Genomic DNA, 16,251 nt, shown 5'->3' with positions numbered 1-16,251 from the left:
GCGTACTACCCAGGATGCACCGCGCACGGCCCCCGCGCGCCCCGCATGACGGAAGTGGCAGGCGGGCGCCCGTCTACCGCACGCGCTCGACGCGCCGCTCGTCCCACACCGGCTCCTGCGTCTCACGGACCCGGCCGTCGCTGCCGAAGACCAGGTACCGGTCGAAGGAGCGGGCGAACCAGCGGTCGTGGGTGACGGCGAGGACGGTGCCCTGGAACGCCTCCAGGCCTTCCTGGAGGGCCTCGGCCGACTCCAGGTCGAGGTTGTCGGTGGGCTCGTCCAGGAGCAGGGCCGTGCAGCCCTCGAGCTCCAGGAGGAGGATCTGGAAGCGGGCCTGCTGGCCGCCGGAGAGCCGCTCGAAGTTCTGCTCGGCCTGCCCGGTCAGTTCGTACCTCCGCAGCCGGGACATGGCCGCGCCGCGGTCCTGGGCGTGCTCGCGCCACAGGATGTCGAGCAGGGAGCGGCCCATCAGCTCGGGGTGCGCGTGGGTCTGCGCGAAGTGTCCCGGCACGACGCGCGCGCCGAGCTTCCAGAGACCGGTGTGCGCCACGGGGTTGTCGGTGTCGCCCGCGAGCAGGCGCAGGAAGTGGGACTTGCCCGAGCCGTTGGAGCCGAGGACGGCGACCCGCTCGCCGTAGAAGACCTCCAGGTCGAAGGGTTTCATCAGGCCGGTGAGCTCAAGGCCCTCGCAGGTCACGGCGCGCACACCGGTGCGGCCGCCCTGCAGGCGCATGGTGATGTCCTGCTCGCGCGGCGGCTCGGGCGGCGGCCCCGCCTCCTCGAACTTGCGGAGCCTGGTCTGGGCCGCGTGGTAGCGCGAGGCCATGTCGGGGCTGTTCTCGGCGGCCTGACGCAGGTTGCGCACCAGCTTCTTCAGCTGCTCGTGCTTCTCGTCCCAGCGGCGGCGCAGCTCCTCGAAGCGCGCGAAGCGCGCCTTGCGCGCCTCGTGGTAGGTGGCGAAGCCGCCGCCGTGCACCCAGGCCTCGGCGCCCTCGGGGCTCTGCTCGACGCTGACGATCTTCTCGGCGGCGCGGGCGAGCAGCTCCCGGTCGTGGGAGACGAACAGGACGGTCTTGCGGGTCTCCTTGAGCCGCTCCTCCAGCCAGCGCTTGCCGGGCACGTCGAGGTAGTTGTCCGGTTCGTCGAGGAGCAGGACCTCGTCGGTGCCCCGCAGCAGGGACTCCAGGACCAGGCGCTTCTGCTCACCGCCGGAGAGCGTGCGGACCTCGCGGAACTGGGCCTTGTCGTACGGGACGCCGAGTGCGGCCGTGGTGCAGATGTCCCACAGCGTCTCGGCCTCGTACCCCTGCACCTCCGCCCAGTCGGAGAGCGCCTGGGCGTACTGGAGCTGGGCAGCCTCGTCGTCGACCGTCATGATCGCGTGCTCGGCGGCGTCCACGGCCTCAGCGGCCTCGCGGATCCTCGGGTGGGACACGGAGACGAGCAGGTCGCGCACGGTCGTCTCGTCGCGTACGGAGCCGACGAACTGCGGCATCACGCCGAGCCCGCCGCTCACGGTGACGCCGCCGCCGTGCGGCTGGAGCTCGCCGGAGATCAGCCGGAGCAGTGTGGTCTTGCCCGCGCCGTTCGCCCCGACCAGGGCGACCACGGCGCCCTCGCCGACCCGGAAGGAGACATCACCGAGCAGCGCCCGCCCGTCCGGCAAGTAGTACTCGAGGTGTGCGGCTTCCAGATGTCCCATGAGGCGGATTCTCCGTGGCCGGAGGGCACCCGGGCAAACCGTTTCCGCGTACGGGGTGCGAGCGGCGCCGCCGAAGCGCCTCACCTGCGGCTTCACCGGGCGGTGGCCTGATTCGCGGGGCACGGGGTACACGCGTCGCCATGCCTGACTCCGTGGATGCCTCCGACATCGACCTGCGCCTGCCCGCCGCCGGGCACCGGCCGCTCAAGGCCCGCCTGGTCTCGCTCGACCGCCGGCTCTTCGAGGCCGTCGCCAGGCGGCACTGGCCCGGCGGCGACCGGGTGCTGCCCCGGCTCAGCCACAGCGCCAACCACGGCGTGCTGTGGTTCGCGACGGCCGCGGGGATCGCGGCGACCCGCACCCCGCGGGCCCGCCGCGCCGCCGTGCGGGGCGTGGCCTCGCTGGCCCTGGCCTCGGCGACCATCAACACGCTCGGCAAGCGCTCGGTGCGCCGGGCCCGGCCGCTGCTCGACGCGGTGCCGCTGATACGTCAGCTGAAGAGGCAGCCGGTCACCACGTCGTTCCCCTCGGGGCACTCGGCGTCCGCCGTCGCCTTCGCCACGGGCGTGGCGCTGGAGTCCCGGGCGTGGGGCGCGGCGGTCGCGCCGCTCGCGGCCGCCGTCGCGGTCTCCCGCGTCTACACCGGGGCGCACTTCCCGAGCGACGTCCTGGTGGGCGGGGCGCTCGGCGCGGGCGCGGCGTTCGCGGTGCGCGGCCTGGTGCCGACGCGGGCGCAGCTCGCCCCGCCCGGCCGCCCCCGCGTGGCGGCTCCTGCGCTGCCCGGCGGCGCGGGCCTGGTCCTGGTGGCCAATGCGCAGGCGGGCACGTCGGACCGGGTCAAGGCGCTGCGCAACGCCCTGCCGGACGCCGAGGTCGTCCTCGCCGAACCGGCCGATCTGGGAGCCGAGTTGGAGAAGGCCGCGGCGCGCGCAACGGTCCTCGGGGTCTGCGGCGGCGACGGCACGGTCAACGCCGCGGCCACGGTGGCCCTGCAGCACGGCCTGCCGCTCGCGGTGCTGCCCGGCGGCACGCTCAACCACTTCGCGTACGACCTCGGGGTCGAGGACGCGCGCGACCTGTCCCGCGCGGTGGAGGCGGGCGACGCGGTCGCCGTGGACATGGGCCGCTTCTCGACGCGGGAGGAGGCGGGCCCGGACGGCGTGGAGGGGTACTTCCTCAACACGTTCAGCCTCGGCGTGTACCCGGAGCTGGTGCGCCTGCGCGAGCACTGGGCGCCCCGCATCGGCGGCAAGGCCGCGTCCGTGCTCGCGGCGCTGAAGGTCCTGCGCTCCGACGAGCATCCGATGACCGCTCAGTTCCGGGGCAGCAAGCGGGCGTTGTGGCTGCTCTTCGCGGGCAACTGCACCTACCACCGGCCGGGCCTCACGCCGGGCCGCAGGCTCGACCTGGCGGACGGGCTGCTCGACGTACGCATCGTGCACGGCGGGCGCAGGCCGGGCGCGCGCCTGGTGGCCGCCGCGCTGACGGGCCCCGAGGTGCGCTCCCCCGCCCAGGCGGCCGTGCGGCTGCCGCGGCTGCGGGTGGACGGGCTCGGCCCGGACACGGCCGTGGCGTACGACGGTGAAGTCACCCGCGTCCAGGGCTCGTTGCTCATCGACAAGCTGCCGGAGGCGCTGACCGTGTACCGGCCGCTGTCGGCCGTCCGGTGATCACCCGACGGACCGGGCGATGACCATATACTGATACACGGGTCTCATTATTCGGCATGGCGGCGTACGGTGCCGTGTACACGTACACGAAGGAGTCGCTGTCATGCCGAAGGAGACCGCCGTCTACACGCACGGGCACCACGAGTCCGTGCTGCGCTCCCACACCTGGCGCACCGCCGCCAACTCGGCCGCCTACCTCGTCGGTTCGCTGAAGCCGCACATGAAGGTCCTCGACATCGGCTGCGGCCCCGGCACCATCACCGCCGACTTCGCGGAGCTGGTCCCCGACGGCCATGTCACGGGCGTGGACCACGCGCCGGACATCCTCGACGCGGCACGGGCGACCGCGGCCGAACGCGGCCTGGAGAACGTCGATTTCGCGGTCGCCGACGTGCACGACCTCGACCACCCCGACGACAGCTTCTGCGTCGTCCACGCCCACCAGGTGCTCCAGCACGTGGGCGACCCGGTGCGGGCACTGCGCGAGATGCGGCGGGTGTGCAGGCCGGGCGGCATCGTCGCGGTCCGGGACGCGGACTACGAGGCGATGACCTGGTATCCCGACACCCCCGCCATGGACGACTGGCTGGACCTGTACCGGCGGGTCGCGCGGGCCAACGGCGGCGAGCCCGACGCGGGGCGCCGCCTCAAGTCCTGGGCCCTGGAGGCCGGTTTCACGGACGTCACCGCGACCGCCGCCACCTGGTGCTACAGCTCCGCGGACGAGCGCACCTGGTGGAGCGGGCTGTGGGCGGACCGCACACTCGCCTCCACCTACGCCGAGCGGGCGAAGGAAGGGGGCCACGCCGACGAGGACCGGCTGCGCGCCGTCTCGGCGGCCTGGCGCGAGTGGGGCGGCCGCGAGGACGCCTGGTTCGCGGTGCTGCACGGCGAGATCCTCTGCCGGAAGTGACGCGCCGCACAGCCCGAAAGGGCGCGTAGAAAGGCAGTTCGGGGAAACCCGGCCAGCAGGAGGTAGACACTATGGTTCCTATTCTGCTGGTCCTTCTGCTGGCCCTCCTCCTCTTCGGAGCGGGCTTCGCCGTGAAGGTTCTCTGGTGGATCGCCATCGCTGTACTCATCGTCTGGCTGGTCGGATTCTTCATGCGGAGCACGACCGCCACGGGCACGAGGTCCCGTTGGTACAGGTGGTAGCGGCACTCCCGCAGCCAGCCCTGCGGCCAGTCCCGTAGTCAGTCGGTCAGTCCCTGGGAAGCAGGGGACCCAGCGGCCCGAGGTCCAGATTCAGGTCCTCGGGCCGCAGTCCGTACCGCTCCCTGAGCTCGGCCATCCGGTCCTCCAGGAGCATCAGCGTCAGCCCGATCCGCTCCTCCTGATCCTCCGTCAATTCACCGGTGTCGAAGCGGCGCACGGCCTGCCGCTCCATCAGCTGACGCAGCAGCTCGACGACGGTCAGGACCAGCTTGACCAGATCCCGCTCCACGGTGTCGGGGTCGAGGTCCATGCGCTTGCGGTCCACTGGGCGTTCGCGGTCCACTGGGCGTTCACGGTCCACGGGTCACTCCATCTCCCGCCAGGGCGAAGGGACTTGTTCGTTCACCGAGCTGATCAGAGCGTTGAGGTCGATGCGTACGAGGTCGACGTCCGCGATCCGCAGGGTGATGTCGCCCGCGATGACGACACCGCCGGCGAGCAGGCGGTCGAGCAGATCGACCAGGGCGATCTCGCGACGCTCGACGACGGTCATGCGCCGCCTCCGCTCTCGTCACCGGTGCCCGTGACGGTGTCGTCACCGGCGCCTTTGACGTTCTCGTCACCGGCGCCTTCGGTGATGTCGTCACCGGTGAAGGAGTAGGCCGCCCACGGACCCGTCAGCTCCACCCGCAGGCAGTCCGTCCCTCGCCCCTCGTCCTTCGTGCGGTCGACGAGTTCGACGAACTCCTCGGAGTGCGAACGCGGCACCAGATAGGCGGCGTTGAGGACGTTGCGGCCCGACGCCCGGGACAGCGCCGCGTTCTGCGGGGCGTGCAGCCGGGCGTCGTCGGCGTGCGAGGAGAGCTCCTCGTGCAAGCGCCGGGCGAAGGCCTCGGCCCGCTCCCAGCCCTCCTCGTGCGCCGCACGCTGCCGACGTCGCTGGCGCAGATAGTCGCGCCCCGTGCGGGGCCCGCGCCGCGCCGGCTCCTCCGCACGGCCCGTCGCGGACGCCGCCTCGCCCTCCACGTGGACCTTCACGCCCCACTCGACGCGCCCCTCGATCCGGTCGAGGACCCGCACGAAACGCTCCGCCTGGTCCTCCAGCATGGCGCGTACGCCGCTGTCGTCCCGGAAGACGGTGGCGAGCCGCAGCGGCAGCGGGCAGGTGACGGTGGCGAGCGCGGCGATCACGCGCTGGTGGGCGCGGGCCGTCTCGGCGAGCCAGTCCAGGTCCTCCAGGTGCGCGCGCAGCGCGTCCTGTGCGAAGTCCCGCTCCGGCACCGGGCCGACCAGGGCGACCAGGCCCTCGTGGCAGAGCTGTTTGGGCGGAACGCCGCCGACCCCGGTGAGATCGGCGGCGAGCGGTGCGGTGGGCGGGCGGCACACCGCGTAGACATAACGCAGTTCATCGTGTGCGACGCTCACGTGTCTCCTTCTTGGCGGGCGCGAGGGCCTGCAGCTCCTCCAGTTCCTCCACGCGCTGCCTCAACTCGGCGTTCTCCCGGGAGAGTTCGGTGCGACACGCCCCCGAGGAGAGCGCGGGGTCGTCCTCCCACCAGTCGATGCCCATCTCCTTGGCCTTGTCGATGGAGGCGACGACGAGGCGGAGCTTGATGGTGAGCAGTTCGATGTCGAGCAGGTTGATCTTGATGTCGCCGGCGATGACGATGCCCTTGTCCAGGACGCGTTCAAGGATGTCGGCGAGGTTGGCTCCGCCGCCGTCGCGCCCGTAGGGGTCGGGGAGCCGGCCGCCGTGGGCCGCCGTCATCGGCGGCCCCGCCCACCGCCGGCCTCGGCGTACTCGCGGCGCTTTCCTTCCCCCGCGTCCTCTTCGCCTTCGTACTCGTAGTCGGCGTCGGTTTCGGTTTCGGTTTCGGTTTCGGCGTCGCGAACGGCCTCGTCTTCGCCTTCGTACTCGTCCTCGTACTCGGCTTCGGCTTCGTCCTCGTACTCGGCTTCGGCATCGGTTTCGGCGTCGCGATCGGGCTCCGCCTCGTCCTCGGCGTCGTACTCGCCCTCGGGCTCCTCCCCGGCGTCCTCGCCCCGCTCCTCGTCCTCGTCGTACTCGCCCTCCGGCTCGTCCTCTTCGTGCGCCTCGGCCTCGGGGGCGTCCTGCTCGCCCTCGTCCCGCTCGTCCCGGCCCTCGCGCTCCTCCTCTTCCTCCGCCACCGCGTCCTCGTGGCTGCGGACGACCTCGCCGTCGCGGATCTCGCCGCGCCAGCCGTCGCTCGCCTCGCCGCGCAGCGAGATGTGCCGGGCGAAGTGCTTGAGGTCCAGGCGGGCCCTGCGGCCCTGCGCGCGCCAGATGTTGCCGGTCTTCTCGAAGAGGCCCTTCGGGTAGTACTCGATGATCAGCAACACCCGGGTGAGGTTCTCGGCGAGCGGGTGGAAGGTGACGACGCCCTTCGTCGTGCCCTTGCCGCCCTCGGACGTCCATGTGATGCGCTGGTCGGGAACCTGCTCGGTGGTGTGCGCCTTCCAACTGCGGTTGGACCAGAAGGCCTTGAGCTTCCAGTCGGAGTCCGTGTCGCTCGCCACGGTGGAGCCCTTGACGCCCTTGGCGAAGGTCGAGAACTCCTGGTACTGGGTCCATTGGTCGTACGCCTCACGGATCGGCACGCCCACGTCGACGTACTCCAGGATGACCGTGGGCTTCTGGCCCCCGCCGCCCTTCTTGCGCTTGCCGCCGATGTTCTTGAACGCGTTCTTCACGGAGTCCTTGAGGTGGCTGCCGCCCAGCTCCAGGGCGCCGCGCACCGGGCCCTTGCCCTCCGCGACCTTGCGGCCCGCCTCCAGGGCGAGCTTGCCGAAGCCGGGGCTCTTGCCGTCCGCGATGTCGTTCAGCTTGACGGTGGCGTCCCCGAGCCGGTGGCCCACGCCGACGAGCACGCGCTGGGCCTGGGCCATGAGGTAGGCCTGCGCCTCCTCCTTCAGGCGGTCGGCGGCCGGGCCGCGCGTGATGTCCTTCAGCGGTGACTCAGCCATGGTCGCGGCCTCCCTTCGACCGTCCCGCGCGGGCCGTCGAGGTCGCCCTGCGGGCGGTGCCGCGGGCCGCGGCGGTGGACTTCTTCTGGGCGGTCTTCTTCGCCGGGGCCTTCTTCGCCGCAGCCTTCTTCGCCGGGGCGCTCTTGGCTGCCGCCTTGGGGGCTGCCTTGGGGGCCGACGCCCTCTTCGGCGGAGCCTTCTTGCGCGGCGGCGACTCCTCCGACTCGGCGTCACCGGAGCCGCGGCCGTCGACGCTTCGTCCCTCGGAGCTTCGCCCCTCGGAGCCCCGGCCCTCGGACCGGCGGCCCTTGGGCTCGCTGTCCTCGGCGAGCTCGCCCTCGTCCTCGTACGCGTCCTCGTACGCGTCCTCGTACGCGTCTTCGTGCGCGTCTTCGTCCTTCCGCCCGGCCGCACCCTTCACCTCGTCCGGCACCACGCCGGAGAGGCGGTCCTGGACGCCGAGGGTGCGCTCGTGCAGGCGGTCGGCGAGGCCTTCCATCTGACGGTTCACGAGGGAGCCCGTCGCGGCCTTGCCCACGCCCCGCAGATCCTGGCGCAACTGGTCGCCGATCTCCTTGAACTGCGGGTTGTTCTCCAGCTGTCGGGTCACCATCGAAGCCAGTGCCTTCGGGCTCAGCTGCAGCCGTTTGCCGGCCACCATCGTGCCCACGGCGAACGCGAACTTCGCCTTCTTCGTCCGTCCCAGGACGTACCCCGCGCCCACGGCGAGGCCCACTGCCAGTCGGTTCATCACTCAGAAGTCCTGTTCTGTCCTGTGCTGCAGCCGCTCGAGGAGCTCGTCCTCGCGGCGCTCGAATTCGGCCTCGTCGATCTCGCCCGCCTCGAGGCGTTCCTCGAGGAGGGAGAGTTCACGACGGATGGCCGAGGGGTCGTAGTACTGCCGTTCCGCCTCGGTGATCACTTGTCTGAGCACCCAGAGGGAGCCGCGGGCCGGGGCGAGCGGCAGCAGGAGAATTTCGCCGATCAGTCCCACGCCGTCACCCCGCGGGTTCGGCGGGCCCCGGGTCGACGAAGCTGTACGGGGGCAGCGGACCGTGCACCCGCAGCTCCAAGTGGGGCTGCGTGGAACGGAGTTCATCGACCGCGCCGAGGAATCCGTCCGCCGACCCGCGGTCCACCAGGAACGAGATGTTGGCCAGCCACCCGGTGCCCTCGGGCCCCACGCCGACCGCTTCGGCGGCCGGTTCCAGGGCGCGGCGCACCTCGACGGCGTCGCTCGCCTCGCGGGCCCGCACCGTGGAGCTCACCATCTCGCCGAGCTGCAGCTTCTGCTCGTAACTGCCGCCGCCCTGGCGTTGGTTGGCCTCCACCATGGCGCGCAGCTCCGGGTTCTCGGCGAGGACCTGGTGGAGCACGGCCTGTTCGTTGTGGGTGGCCTTCACGTTGTACTCGACCTTGCCGTCGAGGGCGCGCAGGCGCTCCTCGTAGTGGTCGGCCCGCTCGCCGAGGACCGTGGCGACCGCCTCGTCGTCGGGGGCGAGGCTGCCGAAGCGCATCGGGAGCACGGCGCCCGCCGCGCCCGCCTCGGTCAGGACGTTCTGGTGGGCGAGCAGATCGCGCCGCTTGGGCTTGAGGTCGTCGGGGGCGTCGCTGACGATCGCGGCGAGCTCGCCCTGCTTGAGGACGCGCACGACGCACGCCGGGCGGCCGATGCCCTCCATGCCGTCGGGCAGCGCCGGGTGCGAGCTGCTCGCGATGCCGTAGATGTAGGTGCTCACTAGTCCTTCTCCTCCTTCCTGCGGGAGGTGGTGGAGCGGCGGGCCCTCGGCCGTTCCTCCGTCTGGCCTTCCTCACGGGCCTGCTTGAAGGCGTCCGAGATGGTCTCGGCGGCGCCGGAGAGCGCGCCCTTCGACTTGCCGCGGGCGCCGGACTCGGTGAGTTCGCCCATCAGGTCGGGCAGACCGGGGTTGCGGTGCGGCCCCGCTTCCAGGTCCAGGCGGTTGCACGCCTCGGCGAACCGCAGATACGTGTCGACGCTCGCGACGACGACACGGACGTCGACCTTGAGGATCTCGATGCCGACGAGGGAGACCCGTACGAAGGCGTCGATGACCAGGCCTCGGTCGAGGATGAGTTCCACGACGTCGTACAGGCCACTGGTGCCGCCTCCGCCGCCGGACTGTTGTGCCGGGACAACGGTCATGCCGAACGTCCCTCCTTGTCTGTGATGGCTTGGGTGTGCGTGCTGTGCGTACGCGGAACCGGGCGGCCTACTGACCGCCAGGGCCCTGCCCGTCCGAACGACCCCGCTCGTAGCGGCGGATCCTGCGGTAGCCGGTCAGCTCGCCGCGGGGGTCGAGGCGCACCTCGTAGCTCGCGAGCAGGCTCATCGTGTCGGGGACCCGGGCCAGTTCGAGCACCTCGATCTCCAACAGCCAGCCGTCATCGGTGCGTTCGAATGACGACACCGATTCGGACGTCATGCCGGTGAGTTCGGTGAGCTGGGTGCGGGCGTGCCGGAGCACCACCATGGGGCCGGGCAGCTCTTCGTCCGCGCTGTGGTTCCGCTGTGTGGCTTTGCTCGTGTCTGTGTCTGTGTCTGTGGTCTTGCGTGACGTATTCGCCATGGCCACCTCCGGGTCCGGGTGTCCTGGTGGGCGTTGGCCAAACCTCGTCGATCCTGTGACGTGCCGTCAGCCGCGCAGCGCCCGGAGCTTGCGGCGGGCCGGGCCGAGCGCGCGTCCCGAGCGCAGGGCGCCGGCCCACGGTTCGGTACGGGCCTGCTCGACGGCGTCGTCGATGGTCCAGCGGCGGGCGTGCACCGCGGGGTCCTCCAGCTGCTCCCACGCGAGGGGCACGGCCACGGGGGCGCCCGGAACGGACCGTACGGAGAAGGGGGCGACGGCGGTCTGCGCGTACGCGTTGCGTTGCACGTCGAGATAGAGGCGGTCGCCGCGGGCCTCCTTGCGGACGGCGGTGGTGAGGCGCTCGGGGTGGGCGGCCGCGAGGGTCTCCGCGACGTCCTTGGCGAAGGCACGGGCATCGTCGAAGTCGTGGTGGCCGTTGAGCGGCACGACGACGTGCAGGCCGCGCGAGCCCGTCGTCATCAGAGCGGACGCCAGGCCGACGTGGTCGAGGAGTTCACCGAGGAGCCGGGCCGCGTTCCGCACGGTCTCGAAGTCGTCCTTCGCCGGGTCTAGGTCGAAGACCAGCCGGTCGGGCCGGTCGATCCGGCCCGCCCTGGAGAGCCAGCGGTGCAGGGTGAGGCAGGCCTGGTCGGCGAGGAAGAGCAGCGTCGCGGTGTCGTCGCACACGGTGTGCGTGACGGTGCCGCCCTGCTTGGTGACCTCGGCGCGGGTGATCCAGTCCGGGTAGTGGTCGGGGGTGTCCTTCTGCATGAAGCGGGGTCCGTCGAGGCCGTCGGGGTGGCGCTCCAGCATCAGGGGGCGGCCGCGGAGGTGGGGCAGCATGAAGGGGGCGACGGCCCTGTAGTAGTCGAACAGATCCGCTTTCGTGCGGTCCTTGGTCGTGGGGTCCTTCTTGGTCGTGAGGTTCTTCGTCGTGCGGTCCTTGCCGCCGCCGTCGTCGTCACGGGCCGGGAAGAGGACCTTCTCCGGCCGGTGCAGCTGCACGGTGCGACGGCCGGCCCGAACCGTCCGTACGTCGTTCATGGGGTTCCCTTCACGATCTCTGCTGGTACTTGCCGGTGCTCCGAGGGGTGGCTGGCCCCACCTCGAAGTGGGGGCCTGGCGGGCGTGCCGCGGGCCCGCGGGGCCGGAAGGATCGGGGGTATCGACCAGCCGTCCCGCGCCGGGGGTCCGTCTCCCGCGCGGCAAGGACCGACCAGTGAGGCCCGCCATGACGCACAGCCCCGACCTGCACCGCGCCCCGCGCCCGCGGCCTCGCCCCCACGAGCCGTGGCTGCTGCCCCGCCTGCATCCGGGGGCCGACGAACCACCCGCTCCACCCGCTGTCAGAACCGCCTTCGCCCTCTGGCTCACGGCGGTCGCGGCCGGCGTCTTCGAGACGGTGCTCGCCGTCGCCGGTGCAGTGGCCGACGGCGACGCTTCGACCGGCGGACTCGTGAGCGGCCTGCTGCTGCGCATGGCGGTGTTCTCGGCGGCCGTCCTGGTCGCGGTGCGGATGCGGCGCGGCGCGAACTGGGCCCGGCTGACGCTGGCCGGCGGTCTCGGTGTCCTCGGCACGCTGTCCCTGGTGGTCGAGCCCGTGCGTTGGCTTGCCGACGGCCATGGGCTCGGCGACGCGGTCAGGGACGCGGGCGTGCTGGACGTCCTGTTCGGCGGGAGCCGCGTGCTGCATCTGACAGCCGTGCTCACGGCCACGGCCCTGATGTTCCGTCCCGCCGCGAACGCCTGGTTCAGGGCGGCGCGACACCACTGACCCCGCTCACCGCACCACCGCCCGCTCCACCAGCAGCCGCGCCGCCGCGGCGATCGAGGCCGCGTCGATTCCCGCGGACCTCAGCTGCTCCGCGGGCGTCGCCGAGCCGGGCATCGTGCGTACCGCGAGCCGTACCACGCGCGGTGTCGGCCTGCCGTCGCCGAAGGCGTCCATGACCGCGTCGCCGATGCCGCCCTCCGCCCGGTGGTCCTCGACCGTCAGCAGACAGCCCGTGCGCGCGGCCGCCTCGCGCAGCGTGGCGCGGTCGACGGGCTTGACGCTGTACAGGTCGACGACCCGCACCGCGATGCCCTCGCGGCCGAGCATCTCCGCGGCGGCCAGCGCCTCGTGGACGGTCACGCCCGCGGCGACCACGGTCAGCCGGTCCGCATCACTGGCGCGCAGCACCTTGGAGCCGCCGATCGGGAACTCCTCGCCGGGTCCGTAGATGACGGGCGTGTCCCCGCGCGACGTACGCAGGTAGCGAACGCCGTCGAGCTCCGCCATCCGCGCGACGAGCCGTCCCGTCTGGTGGGCGTCGCACGGGTACAGGACCGTGGAGTCGTGCACCGCGCGGAACATCGCCAGGTCCTCCAGGCCCATCTGGGAGGGCCCGTCCTGGCCGATCGCGACGCCCGCGTGCGAGCCGACGAGGTTGATGTCGGCGCCACTGACCGCCGCCATCCGCACGAAGTCGTACGCGCGCGTGAGGAACGCCGCGAACGTCGACGCGTACGGCACCCAGCCGCGCGCCGCCAACCCCACGGCGGCGGCGACGAGTTGCTGCTCGGCGATGTAGCACTCGAAGAAGCGGTCGGGGTGCTCCTTGGCGAAGTACTCCGACCGCGTGGAGTCGCCGACCTCGCCGTCCAGGGCCACGACGTCGCCGCGCGCGGTGCCGAGCGCGGCGAGCGCCTGGCCGAAGGCGGTGCGTGTCGCGACGGCGTCGCCGACTTCGTGGCGCGGCAGTTCGAGGTGTCCGCTGCGCACCGCGTGCATCGTCCGTGCGGCGGCGGGCCGTCGCACCTCCACTCGTACGTCGCGTACGCCGCCCAGCTCCGCGATGGCCGCATCCGCGTCCGGCAGCGGCTTGCCGTGCAGTCCCTCGCGGTTCTCGACGGCCGCGACGCCCTTGCCCTTGACGGTGCGGGCGAGGACCACGGTGGGCTGCCCTGCCGTGGATTCCGCCTCCTGGAAGGCACGGTCGACGGCGTCGGCGTCGTGCCCGTCGGTCTCGACGACGTGCCAGCCGAATGCCTTGAAGCGGTCGGCGTAGGCGCTCAGATGCCATTCGTGACGGGTCGGGCCGCGCTGGCCGAGGCGGTTGACGTCGACGATCGCGGTGAGGTTGTCGAGGTGTTCGTACCCGGCGTGCTCGGCGGCCTCCCAGACGGAGCCCTCGGCCAGCTCGCTGTCGCCGCACAACACCCAGACGCGGTAAGGGATCCGGTCGAGCCGCTTGCCGGACAGGGCCATGCCGACGCCGACGGGCAGCCCCTGCCCGAGCGATCCGGTGGCGACCTCGACCCAGGGCAGGGCGCGCGGCGTCGGATGCCCCTCCAGGCGGCTGCCCCGGTCGCGGAAGGTCAGCAACTCCTCGTCGGTGAGGGCCCCCGCCGCCTTGTACGCGGCGTACAGGAGCGGCGACGCATGCCCCTTGGAGAGGATGAAGCGGTCGTTGCCGGGGTGGTCGGGACGGTCGAACTCGTAGCGCAGGTGGCGGGCGATGAGCACCGCCATCAGTTCGGCGGCGGACATCGACGAGGTGGGGTGCCCGGAGCCCGCCGCGGCCGCGGCCCGGACGGAGTCGACGCGCAACTGCCGGGCCAGGATGTCGAGTTCACTGTCACTCATGGGGGTCCTCCTTTTCCGGTCGCTCACGGGGCTCCTCCTTCGCGTGCGGCTCCTGCCGTGGCGCGCCCGGCACCCGGGCCACCTCCGGCGACGCGGTGTCCAGCGGCACGGACCACGAGCGGACCAGGCCCAACTGCACGGCCTGGCGCGGCAGTACGGCGTCCAGGAGCCAGTCCGCGGCGACCCGCACACGGTTGCCGGGCATCGCCGCCAGGTGGTAGCCGCGCGTGACGGCACCGGCGAGCGGTCCCGAAAGGGGCAGGCCGAGCGGGTTGGCGGCGGCCTGGACACCGCCGAGGTCCACGGTGAAGCCCAGGTCGCGGTGGCGGTAGGAGCTCCGGGTGCCGACGCCGAGGGACGCGGCGACGTTGCGGCCCGCCGTCGCGCCCTGGCGCCAGGCGTGCTGCGCGGTCATGGACGTGTACTGGCCCGGCCTGTGCAGGTCGGGCACGGCCGCGGCGTCCCCGCAGGCGAACACCTCGGGGTGGCCCGGCACTTGGAGGTAAGGGTCGACGAGCAGCCGCCCCCACTCCAGGGGCCGGTCGAGGCCCTCGACGAGCGGGTCGGGCCGCACGCCGACGCACCAGACCAGCGTGCGCGTGTCGACGGAGTCCCCGTCGTCCAGGAGCACACCGTCCGAGGTGGCCTCCTTGACGGAGGTCCTGGTGCGTACGGCGACGCCGCGCCGCCGCAGCACGCGGTCGGCGGTGGTGGAGAGCCGTACGTCGAGTTCGGGCAGCACGCGGTCGGCGATGTCGAGCAGCAGCCAGCGCGGCCGTATGCCCTGCCGCAACGGCCGCTTGCGCACCAGGGCGTCCGTGAACAGCCTTCCGTGCGCGGCCAGTTCGACCCCGGTGTAGCCGGCGCCGACGACCACGAACGTGCAGCGGGCCCGGCAGGTCTCCGCGTCGGGCGCGGCGGTGGCCAGTTCGATCTGCCGGGTGATGTGGTCGCGCAGGTACAGCGCCTCGGGCATCCCGCGGAAGCCGTGCGCGTGCTCGGCGACGCCGGGCACCGGCAGCAGCTTGTTGACGCTGCCCACAGCGAGCACGAGGCGGTCGTACGCCAGCTCGCCTCGCCGCCCCTCGGGGTCGGTGTACGTCACCGTGTGCCGCTCCAGGTCGACGCCGTCGGCCTCGCCGAGCGCGAGGCGTACGTGCGCCAGCGTGCCGGAGAGCGAGACGGTGACGCGGCGCGGCTCCAGGACGCCCGTGGCGACATGGGGCAGCAGGGGCAGGTAGAGGAAGTAGTCGGTCGGGTTGAGCAGGGTGATGTCGGCCTTGTTCCGGCTCAGCCGGGACAGGGTGCGTGCGGTGCGGTAGCCGGCGAATCCGGCTCCGACGATGACGATGCGAGGTCGGCTCACGGTGTCCCTCCGGCGGGGTGGGAACCTCCCGCGTGCCCCTGCCCGGCGGGCGCCAAACTCCGGCCGTCGGTACCGGCTCCCCGCGCGGCGCGGGCACCGTTTGTGCCCGCCACTCGGGGTTACCCGCAGTCGTATCCGTCCTGGCCCGAACGCCATATCGGATCCGAACGCCATATCGGAGGTGCGTCCCATGCCCGAGTACGGATACTTCCTGGCGACCGAGGAGTTCGGCCCCGCGGAGCTGGTCGAGCAGGCCCGCATGGCCGAACAGGCCGGGTTCGAGGCGCTGTGGATCTCCGACCACTACCACCCGTGGAACGCGGCGCAGGGCCAGAGCCCCTTCGTCTGGTCGGTGATCGGCGCGCTCACCGAGGCGGTGTCGCTGCCCGTCCAGACGGCGGTGACCTGCCCGACCGTGCGGATGCACCCGGCGGTCGTGGCGCAGGCCGCGGCGACCGGCGCGGTGCTGACCGGCGGGCGTTTCCGGCTCGGCGTGGGCACGGGCGAGGCGCTCAACGAGCACATCCTGGGCGGGCCGTGGCCGCCGATCCACGTACGCCTGGAGATGCTGGAGGAGGCGGTCCAGATCATGCGGAACCTCTTCACCGGCGCGGAGGTCAACCACCAGGGCACGCACTACACCGTGGAGAAGGCCCGCCTGTACACGGTGCCGGACGAGCCCGTGCCCATCGACGTCTCCGGCTTCGGCCCCAAGGCGACGGCGCTCGCGGCGCGCGTCGGCGACGGCTTCGTGACGATGACGCCCGACGAGACGCTGGTGACCCGCTACCGCAAGGGCGGCGGAGGCGCCAAGCCCGTCAGCGGCGGCCTCAAGGTCTGCTACGGCCCGGACCGCGACGCGGCGGTGCGCCAGGCGCGCGAGCTGTGGGGCAGCCGGCTGCTGCCGGGCGAGATGGGCCAACTCCTGCCCACACCACGCCACTTCGAGCAGCTCGACCCGCTGCTCACCGACGACCTCGCGGCGGCCTCCTTCACCTGCGGCGACGACGTGGACGAGCACGTGGCGGCGCTGACCGCGTTCACCGACGCCGGGTTCGACCGGGTGTACGTCGGTCAGATCGGCCCGGACCAGCGGAGCTTCTTCGACTTCTACCGCACGAAGGTGCTGCCGCAGGTCCAGGACCAGTGACCGAGGA

Annotated in this window: 19 protein-coding genes; 5 read left to right on the top strand and 14 right to left on the bottom strand. The window is 72.2% G+C overall.

Annotated features, from left to right (window positions below):
* Window positions 1-73: 73 nt before the first annotated feature.
* The gene (locus tag AB0B50_RS05150) at window positions 74-1,702 is read right to left on the bottom strand and encodes an ATP-binding cassette domain-containing protein (RefSeq protein ID WP_362325808.1); all 1,629 of its coding nucleotides are present in this window, start codon (window positions 1,700-1,702) and stop codon (window positions 74-76) included.
* A gap of 140 nt (window positions 1,703-1,842) precedes the next feature.
* Between AB0B50_RS05150 and AB0B50_RS05145 the strand changes: the two genes are divergently transcribed.
* The 3 genes from AB0B50_RS05145 to AB0B50_RS05135 all read left to right on the top strand — a co-directional run bounded on the left by AB0B50_RS05145 (window position 1,843) and on the right by AB0B50_RS05135 (window position 4,527).
* Window positions 1,843-3,372 (top strand): phosphatase PAP2 family protein, encoded by a 1,530-nt coding sequence (locus AB0B50_RS05145; protein ID WP_362325805.1) that lies wholly within the window; start codon window positions 1,843-1,845, stop codon window positions 3,370-3,372.
* Between the two features lie 103 nt (window positions 3,373-3,475).
* Window positions 3,476-4,285, top strand: a complete 810-nt coding sequence (locus AB0B50_RS05140; RefSeq protein WP_362325802.1) for a methyltransferase domain-containing protein — start codon at window positions 3,476-3,478, stop codon at window positions 4,283-4,285.
* A gap of 71 nt (window positions 4,286-4,356) precedes the next feature.
* Complete coding sequence (locus AB0B50_RS05135) at window positions 4,357-4,527, top strand: hydrophobic protein (protein WP_362325799.1); 171 nt, start codon at window positions 4,357-4,359, stop codon at window positions 4,525-4,527.
* A gap of 46 nt (window positions 4,528-4,573) precedes the next feature.
* Here AB0B50_RS05135 and AB0B50_RS05130 read toward each other — a convergent pair whose 3' ends face one another.
* From AB0B50_RS05130 to ligD, 11 genes are all read right to left on the bottom strand, one after another.
* Window positions 4,574-4,837: a gas vesicle protein K gene (locus AB0B50_RS05130; protein ID WP_362326817.1), complete on the bottom strand. Its 264-nt coding sequence runs from the start codon at window positions 4,835-4,837 to the stop codon at window positions 4,574-4,576.
* A 54-nt stretch (window positions 4,838-4,891) separates the two neighbouring features.
* Window positions 4,892-5,080 (bottom strand): gas vesicle protein, encoded by a 189-nt coding sequence (locus AB0B50_RS05125; protein ID WP_362325796.1) that lies wholly within the window; start codon window positions 5,078-5,080, stop codon window positions 4,892-4,894.
* Window positions 5,077-5,952 (bottom strand): GvpL/GvpF family gas vesicle protein, encoded by an 876-nt coding sequence (locus AB0B50_RS05120; protein ID WP_362325793.1) that lies wholly within the window; start codon window positions 5,950-5,952, stop codon window positions 5,077-5,079. The genes AB0B50_RS05125 and AB0B50_RS05120 overlap by 4 nt, the downstream gene beginning before the upstream one ends.
* A complete protein-coding gene (locus tag AB0B50_RS05115) occupies window positions 5,933-6,295 on the bottom strand; it encodes a gas vesicle protein (protein WP_362325790.1) in 363 nt (120 codons plus the stop codon). The genes AB0B50_RS05120 and AB0B50_RS05115 overlap by 20 nt, the downstream gene beginning before the upstream one ends.
* The gene (locus tag AB0B50_RS05110; RefSeq protein ID WP_362325787.1) at window positions 6,292-7,512 is read right to left on the bottom strand and encodes an SRPBCC family protein; all 1,221 of its coding nucleotides are present in this window, start codon (window positions 7,510-7,512) and stop codon (window positions 6,292-6,294) included. The genes AB0B50_RS05115 and AB0B50_RS05110 overlap by 4 nt, the downstream gene beginning before the upstream one ends.
* On the bottom strand, window positions 7,505-8,263 hold the full coding sequence (locus AB0B50_RS05105; protein WP_362325783.1) for a hypothetical protein: 759 nt from the start codon (window positions 8,261-8,263) through the stop codon (window positions 7,505-7,507). The genes AB0B50_RS05110 and AB0B50_RS05105 overlap by 8 nt, the downstream gene beginning before the upstream one ends.
* Window positions 8,264-8,266: 3 nt before the next feature.
* Window positions 8,267-8,506 (bottom strand): gas vesicle protein GvpG, encoded by a 240-nt coding sequence (locus AB0B50_RS05100; RefSeq protein WP_362325780.1) that lies wholly within the window; start codon window positions 8,504-8,506, stop codon window positions 8,267-8,269.
* A 4-nt stretch (window positions 8,507-8,510) separates the two neighbouring features.
* Complete coding sequence (locus AB0B50_RS05095) at window positions 8,511-9,251, bottom strand: GvpL/GvpF family gas vesicle protein (protein WP_362325777.1); 741 nt, start codon at window positions 9,249-9,251, stop codon at window positions 8,511-8,513.
* Window positions 9,251-9,676, bottom strand: a complete 426-nt coding sequence (locus tag AB0B50_RS05090) for a gas vesicle structural protein GvpA (RefSeq protein WP_362325774.1) — start codon at window positions 9,674-9,676, stop codon at window positions 9,251-9,253. Before AB0B50_RS05090 ends, AB0B50_RS05095 begins: the two co-directional genes overlap by 1 nt.
* A gap of 67 nt (window positions 9,677-9,743) precedes the next feature.
* The gene (locus tag AB0B50_RS05085; protein WP_362325771.1) at window positions 9,744-10,100 is read right to left on the bottom strand and encodes a gas vesicle protein; all 357 of its coding nucleotides are present in this window, start codon (window positions 10,098-10,100) and stop codon (window positions 9,744-9,746) included.
* A 66-nt stretch (window positions 10,101-10,166) separates the two neighbouring features.
* Window positions 10,167-11,144, bottom strand: a complete 978-nt coding sequence (gene ligD / locus AB0B50_RS05080) for a non-homologous end-joining DNA ligase (RefSeq protein WP_362325768.1) — start codon at window positions 11,142-11,144, stop codon at window positions 10,167-10,169.
* 187 nt (window positions 11,145-11,331) lie between these two features.
* On the opposite strand from ligD, the gene AB0B50_RS05075 reads away from it, so the two are divergent.
* Window positions 11,332-11,874 (top strand): hypothetical protein, encoded by a 543-nt coding sequence (locus AB0B50_RS05075; protein WP_362325765.1) that lies wholly within the window; start codon window positions 11,332-11,334, stop codon window positions 11,872-11,874.
* Window positions 11,875-11,880: 6 nt separating this feature from the next.
* On the opposite strand, the gene AB0B50_RS05070 is transcribed toward AB0B50_RS05075, so the two are convergent.
* Both AB0B50_RS05070 and AB0B50_RS05065 read right to left on the bottom strand, forming a co-directional pair.
* A complete protein-coding gene (locus AB0B50_RS05070; protein ID WP_362325762.1) occupies window positions 11,881-13,728 on the bottom strand; it encodes a transketolase in 1,848 nt (615 codons plus the stop codon).
* Window positions 13,721-15,094 (bottom strand): NAD(P)/FAD-dependent oxidoreductase, encoded by a 1,374-nt coding sequence (locus AB0B50_RS05065; RefSeq protein ID WP_362325759.1) that lies wholly within the window; start codon window positions 15,092-15,094, stop codon window positions 13,721-13,723. Before AB0B50_RS05065 ends, AB0B50_RS05070 begins: the two co-directional genes overlap by 8 nt.
* A gap of 190 nt (window positions 15,095-15,284) precedes the next feature.
* Here AB0B50_RS05065 and AB0B50_RS05060 point away from each other — a divergent pair, with 190 nt between their 5' ends.
* The gene (locus AB0B50_RS05060) at window positions 15,285-16,244 is read left to right on the top strand and encodes an LLM class F420-dependent oxidoreductase (protein ID WP_362325756.1); all 960 of its coding nucleotides are present in this window, start codon (window positions 15,285-15,287) and stop codon (window positions 16,242-16,244) included.
* Window positions 16,245-16,251 lie beyond the last annotated feature (7 nt).

The sequence above is a fragment of the Streptomyces sp. NPDC041068 genome (genome assembly GCF_040647455.1).
In the GTDB taxonomy this organism is placed as follows: Bacteria; Actinomycetota; Actinomycetes; order Streptomycetales; family Streptomycetaceae; genus Streptomyces.
The sequence above is the reverse complement of the archived record's forward strand: the minus strand, read 5'-3'. Positions and strand labels throughout refer to the sequence as shown.

Coding starts and splice junctions, on each gene's coding strand:
- AB0B50_RS05110 (WP_362325787.1), bottom strand. CDS start 7,512: ATGGCTGAGTCACCGCTGAAGGACATCACGCGCGGCCCGGCCGCCGAC.
- AB0B50_RS05150 (WP_362325808.1), bottom strand. CDS start 1,702: ATGGGACATCTGGAAGCCGCACACCTCGAGTACTACTTGCCGGACGGG.
- AB0B50_RS05115 (WP_362325790.1), bottom strand. CDS start 6,295: ATGACGGCGGCCCACGGCGGCCGGCTCCCCGACCCCTACGGGCGCGAC.
- AB0B50_RS05125 (WP_362325796.1), bottom strand. CDS start 5,080: ATGACCGTCGTCGAGCGTCGCGAGATCGCCCTGGTCGATCTGCTCGAC.
- AB0B50_RS05060 (WP_362325756.1), top strand. CDS start 15,285: ATGCCCGAGTACGGATACTTCCTGGCGACCGAGGAGTTCGGCCCCGCG.
- AB0B50_RS05130 (WP_362326817.1), bottom strand. CDS start 4,837: ATGGACCTCGACCCCGACACCGTGGAGCGGGATCTGGTCAAGCTGGTC.
- AB0B50_RS05105 (WP_362325783.1), bottom strand. CDS start 8,263: ATGAACCGACTGGCAGTGGGCCTCGCCGTGGGCGCGGGGTACGTCCTG.
- AB0B50_RS05140 (WP_362325802.1), top strand. CDS start 3,476: ATGCCGAAGGAGACCGCCGTCTACACGCACGGGCACCACGAGTCCGTG.
- AB0B50_RS05070 (WP_362325762.1), bottom strand. CDS start 13,728: ATGAGTGACAGTGAACTCGACATCCTGGCCCGGCAGTTGCGCGTCGAC.
- AB0B50_RS05135 (WP_362325799.1), top strand. CDS start 4,357: ATGGTTCCTATTCTGCTGGTCCTTCTGCTGGCCCTCCTCCTCTTCGGA.
- AB0B50_RS05145 (WP_362325805.1), top strand. CDS start 1,843: ATGCCTGACTCCGTGGATGCCTCCGACATCGACCTGCGCCTGCCCGCC.
- AB0B50_RS05090 (WP_362325774.1), bottom strand. CDS start 9,676: ATGACCGTTGTCCCGGCACAACAGTCCGGCGGCGGAGGCGGCACCAGT.
- AB0B50_RS05085 (WP_362325771.1), bottom strand. CDS start 10,100: ATGGCGAATACGTCACGCAAGACCACAGACACAGACACAGACACGAGC.
- ligD (WP_362325768.1), bottom strand. CDS start 11,144: ATGAACGACGTACGGACGGTTCGGGCCGGCCGTCGCACCGTGCAGCTG.
- AB0B50_RS05075 (WP_362325765.1), top strand. CDS start 11,332: ATGACGCACAGCCCCGACCTGCACCGCGCCCCGCGCCCGCGGCCTCGC.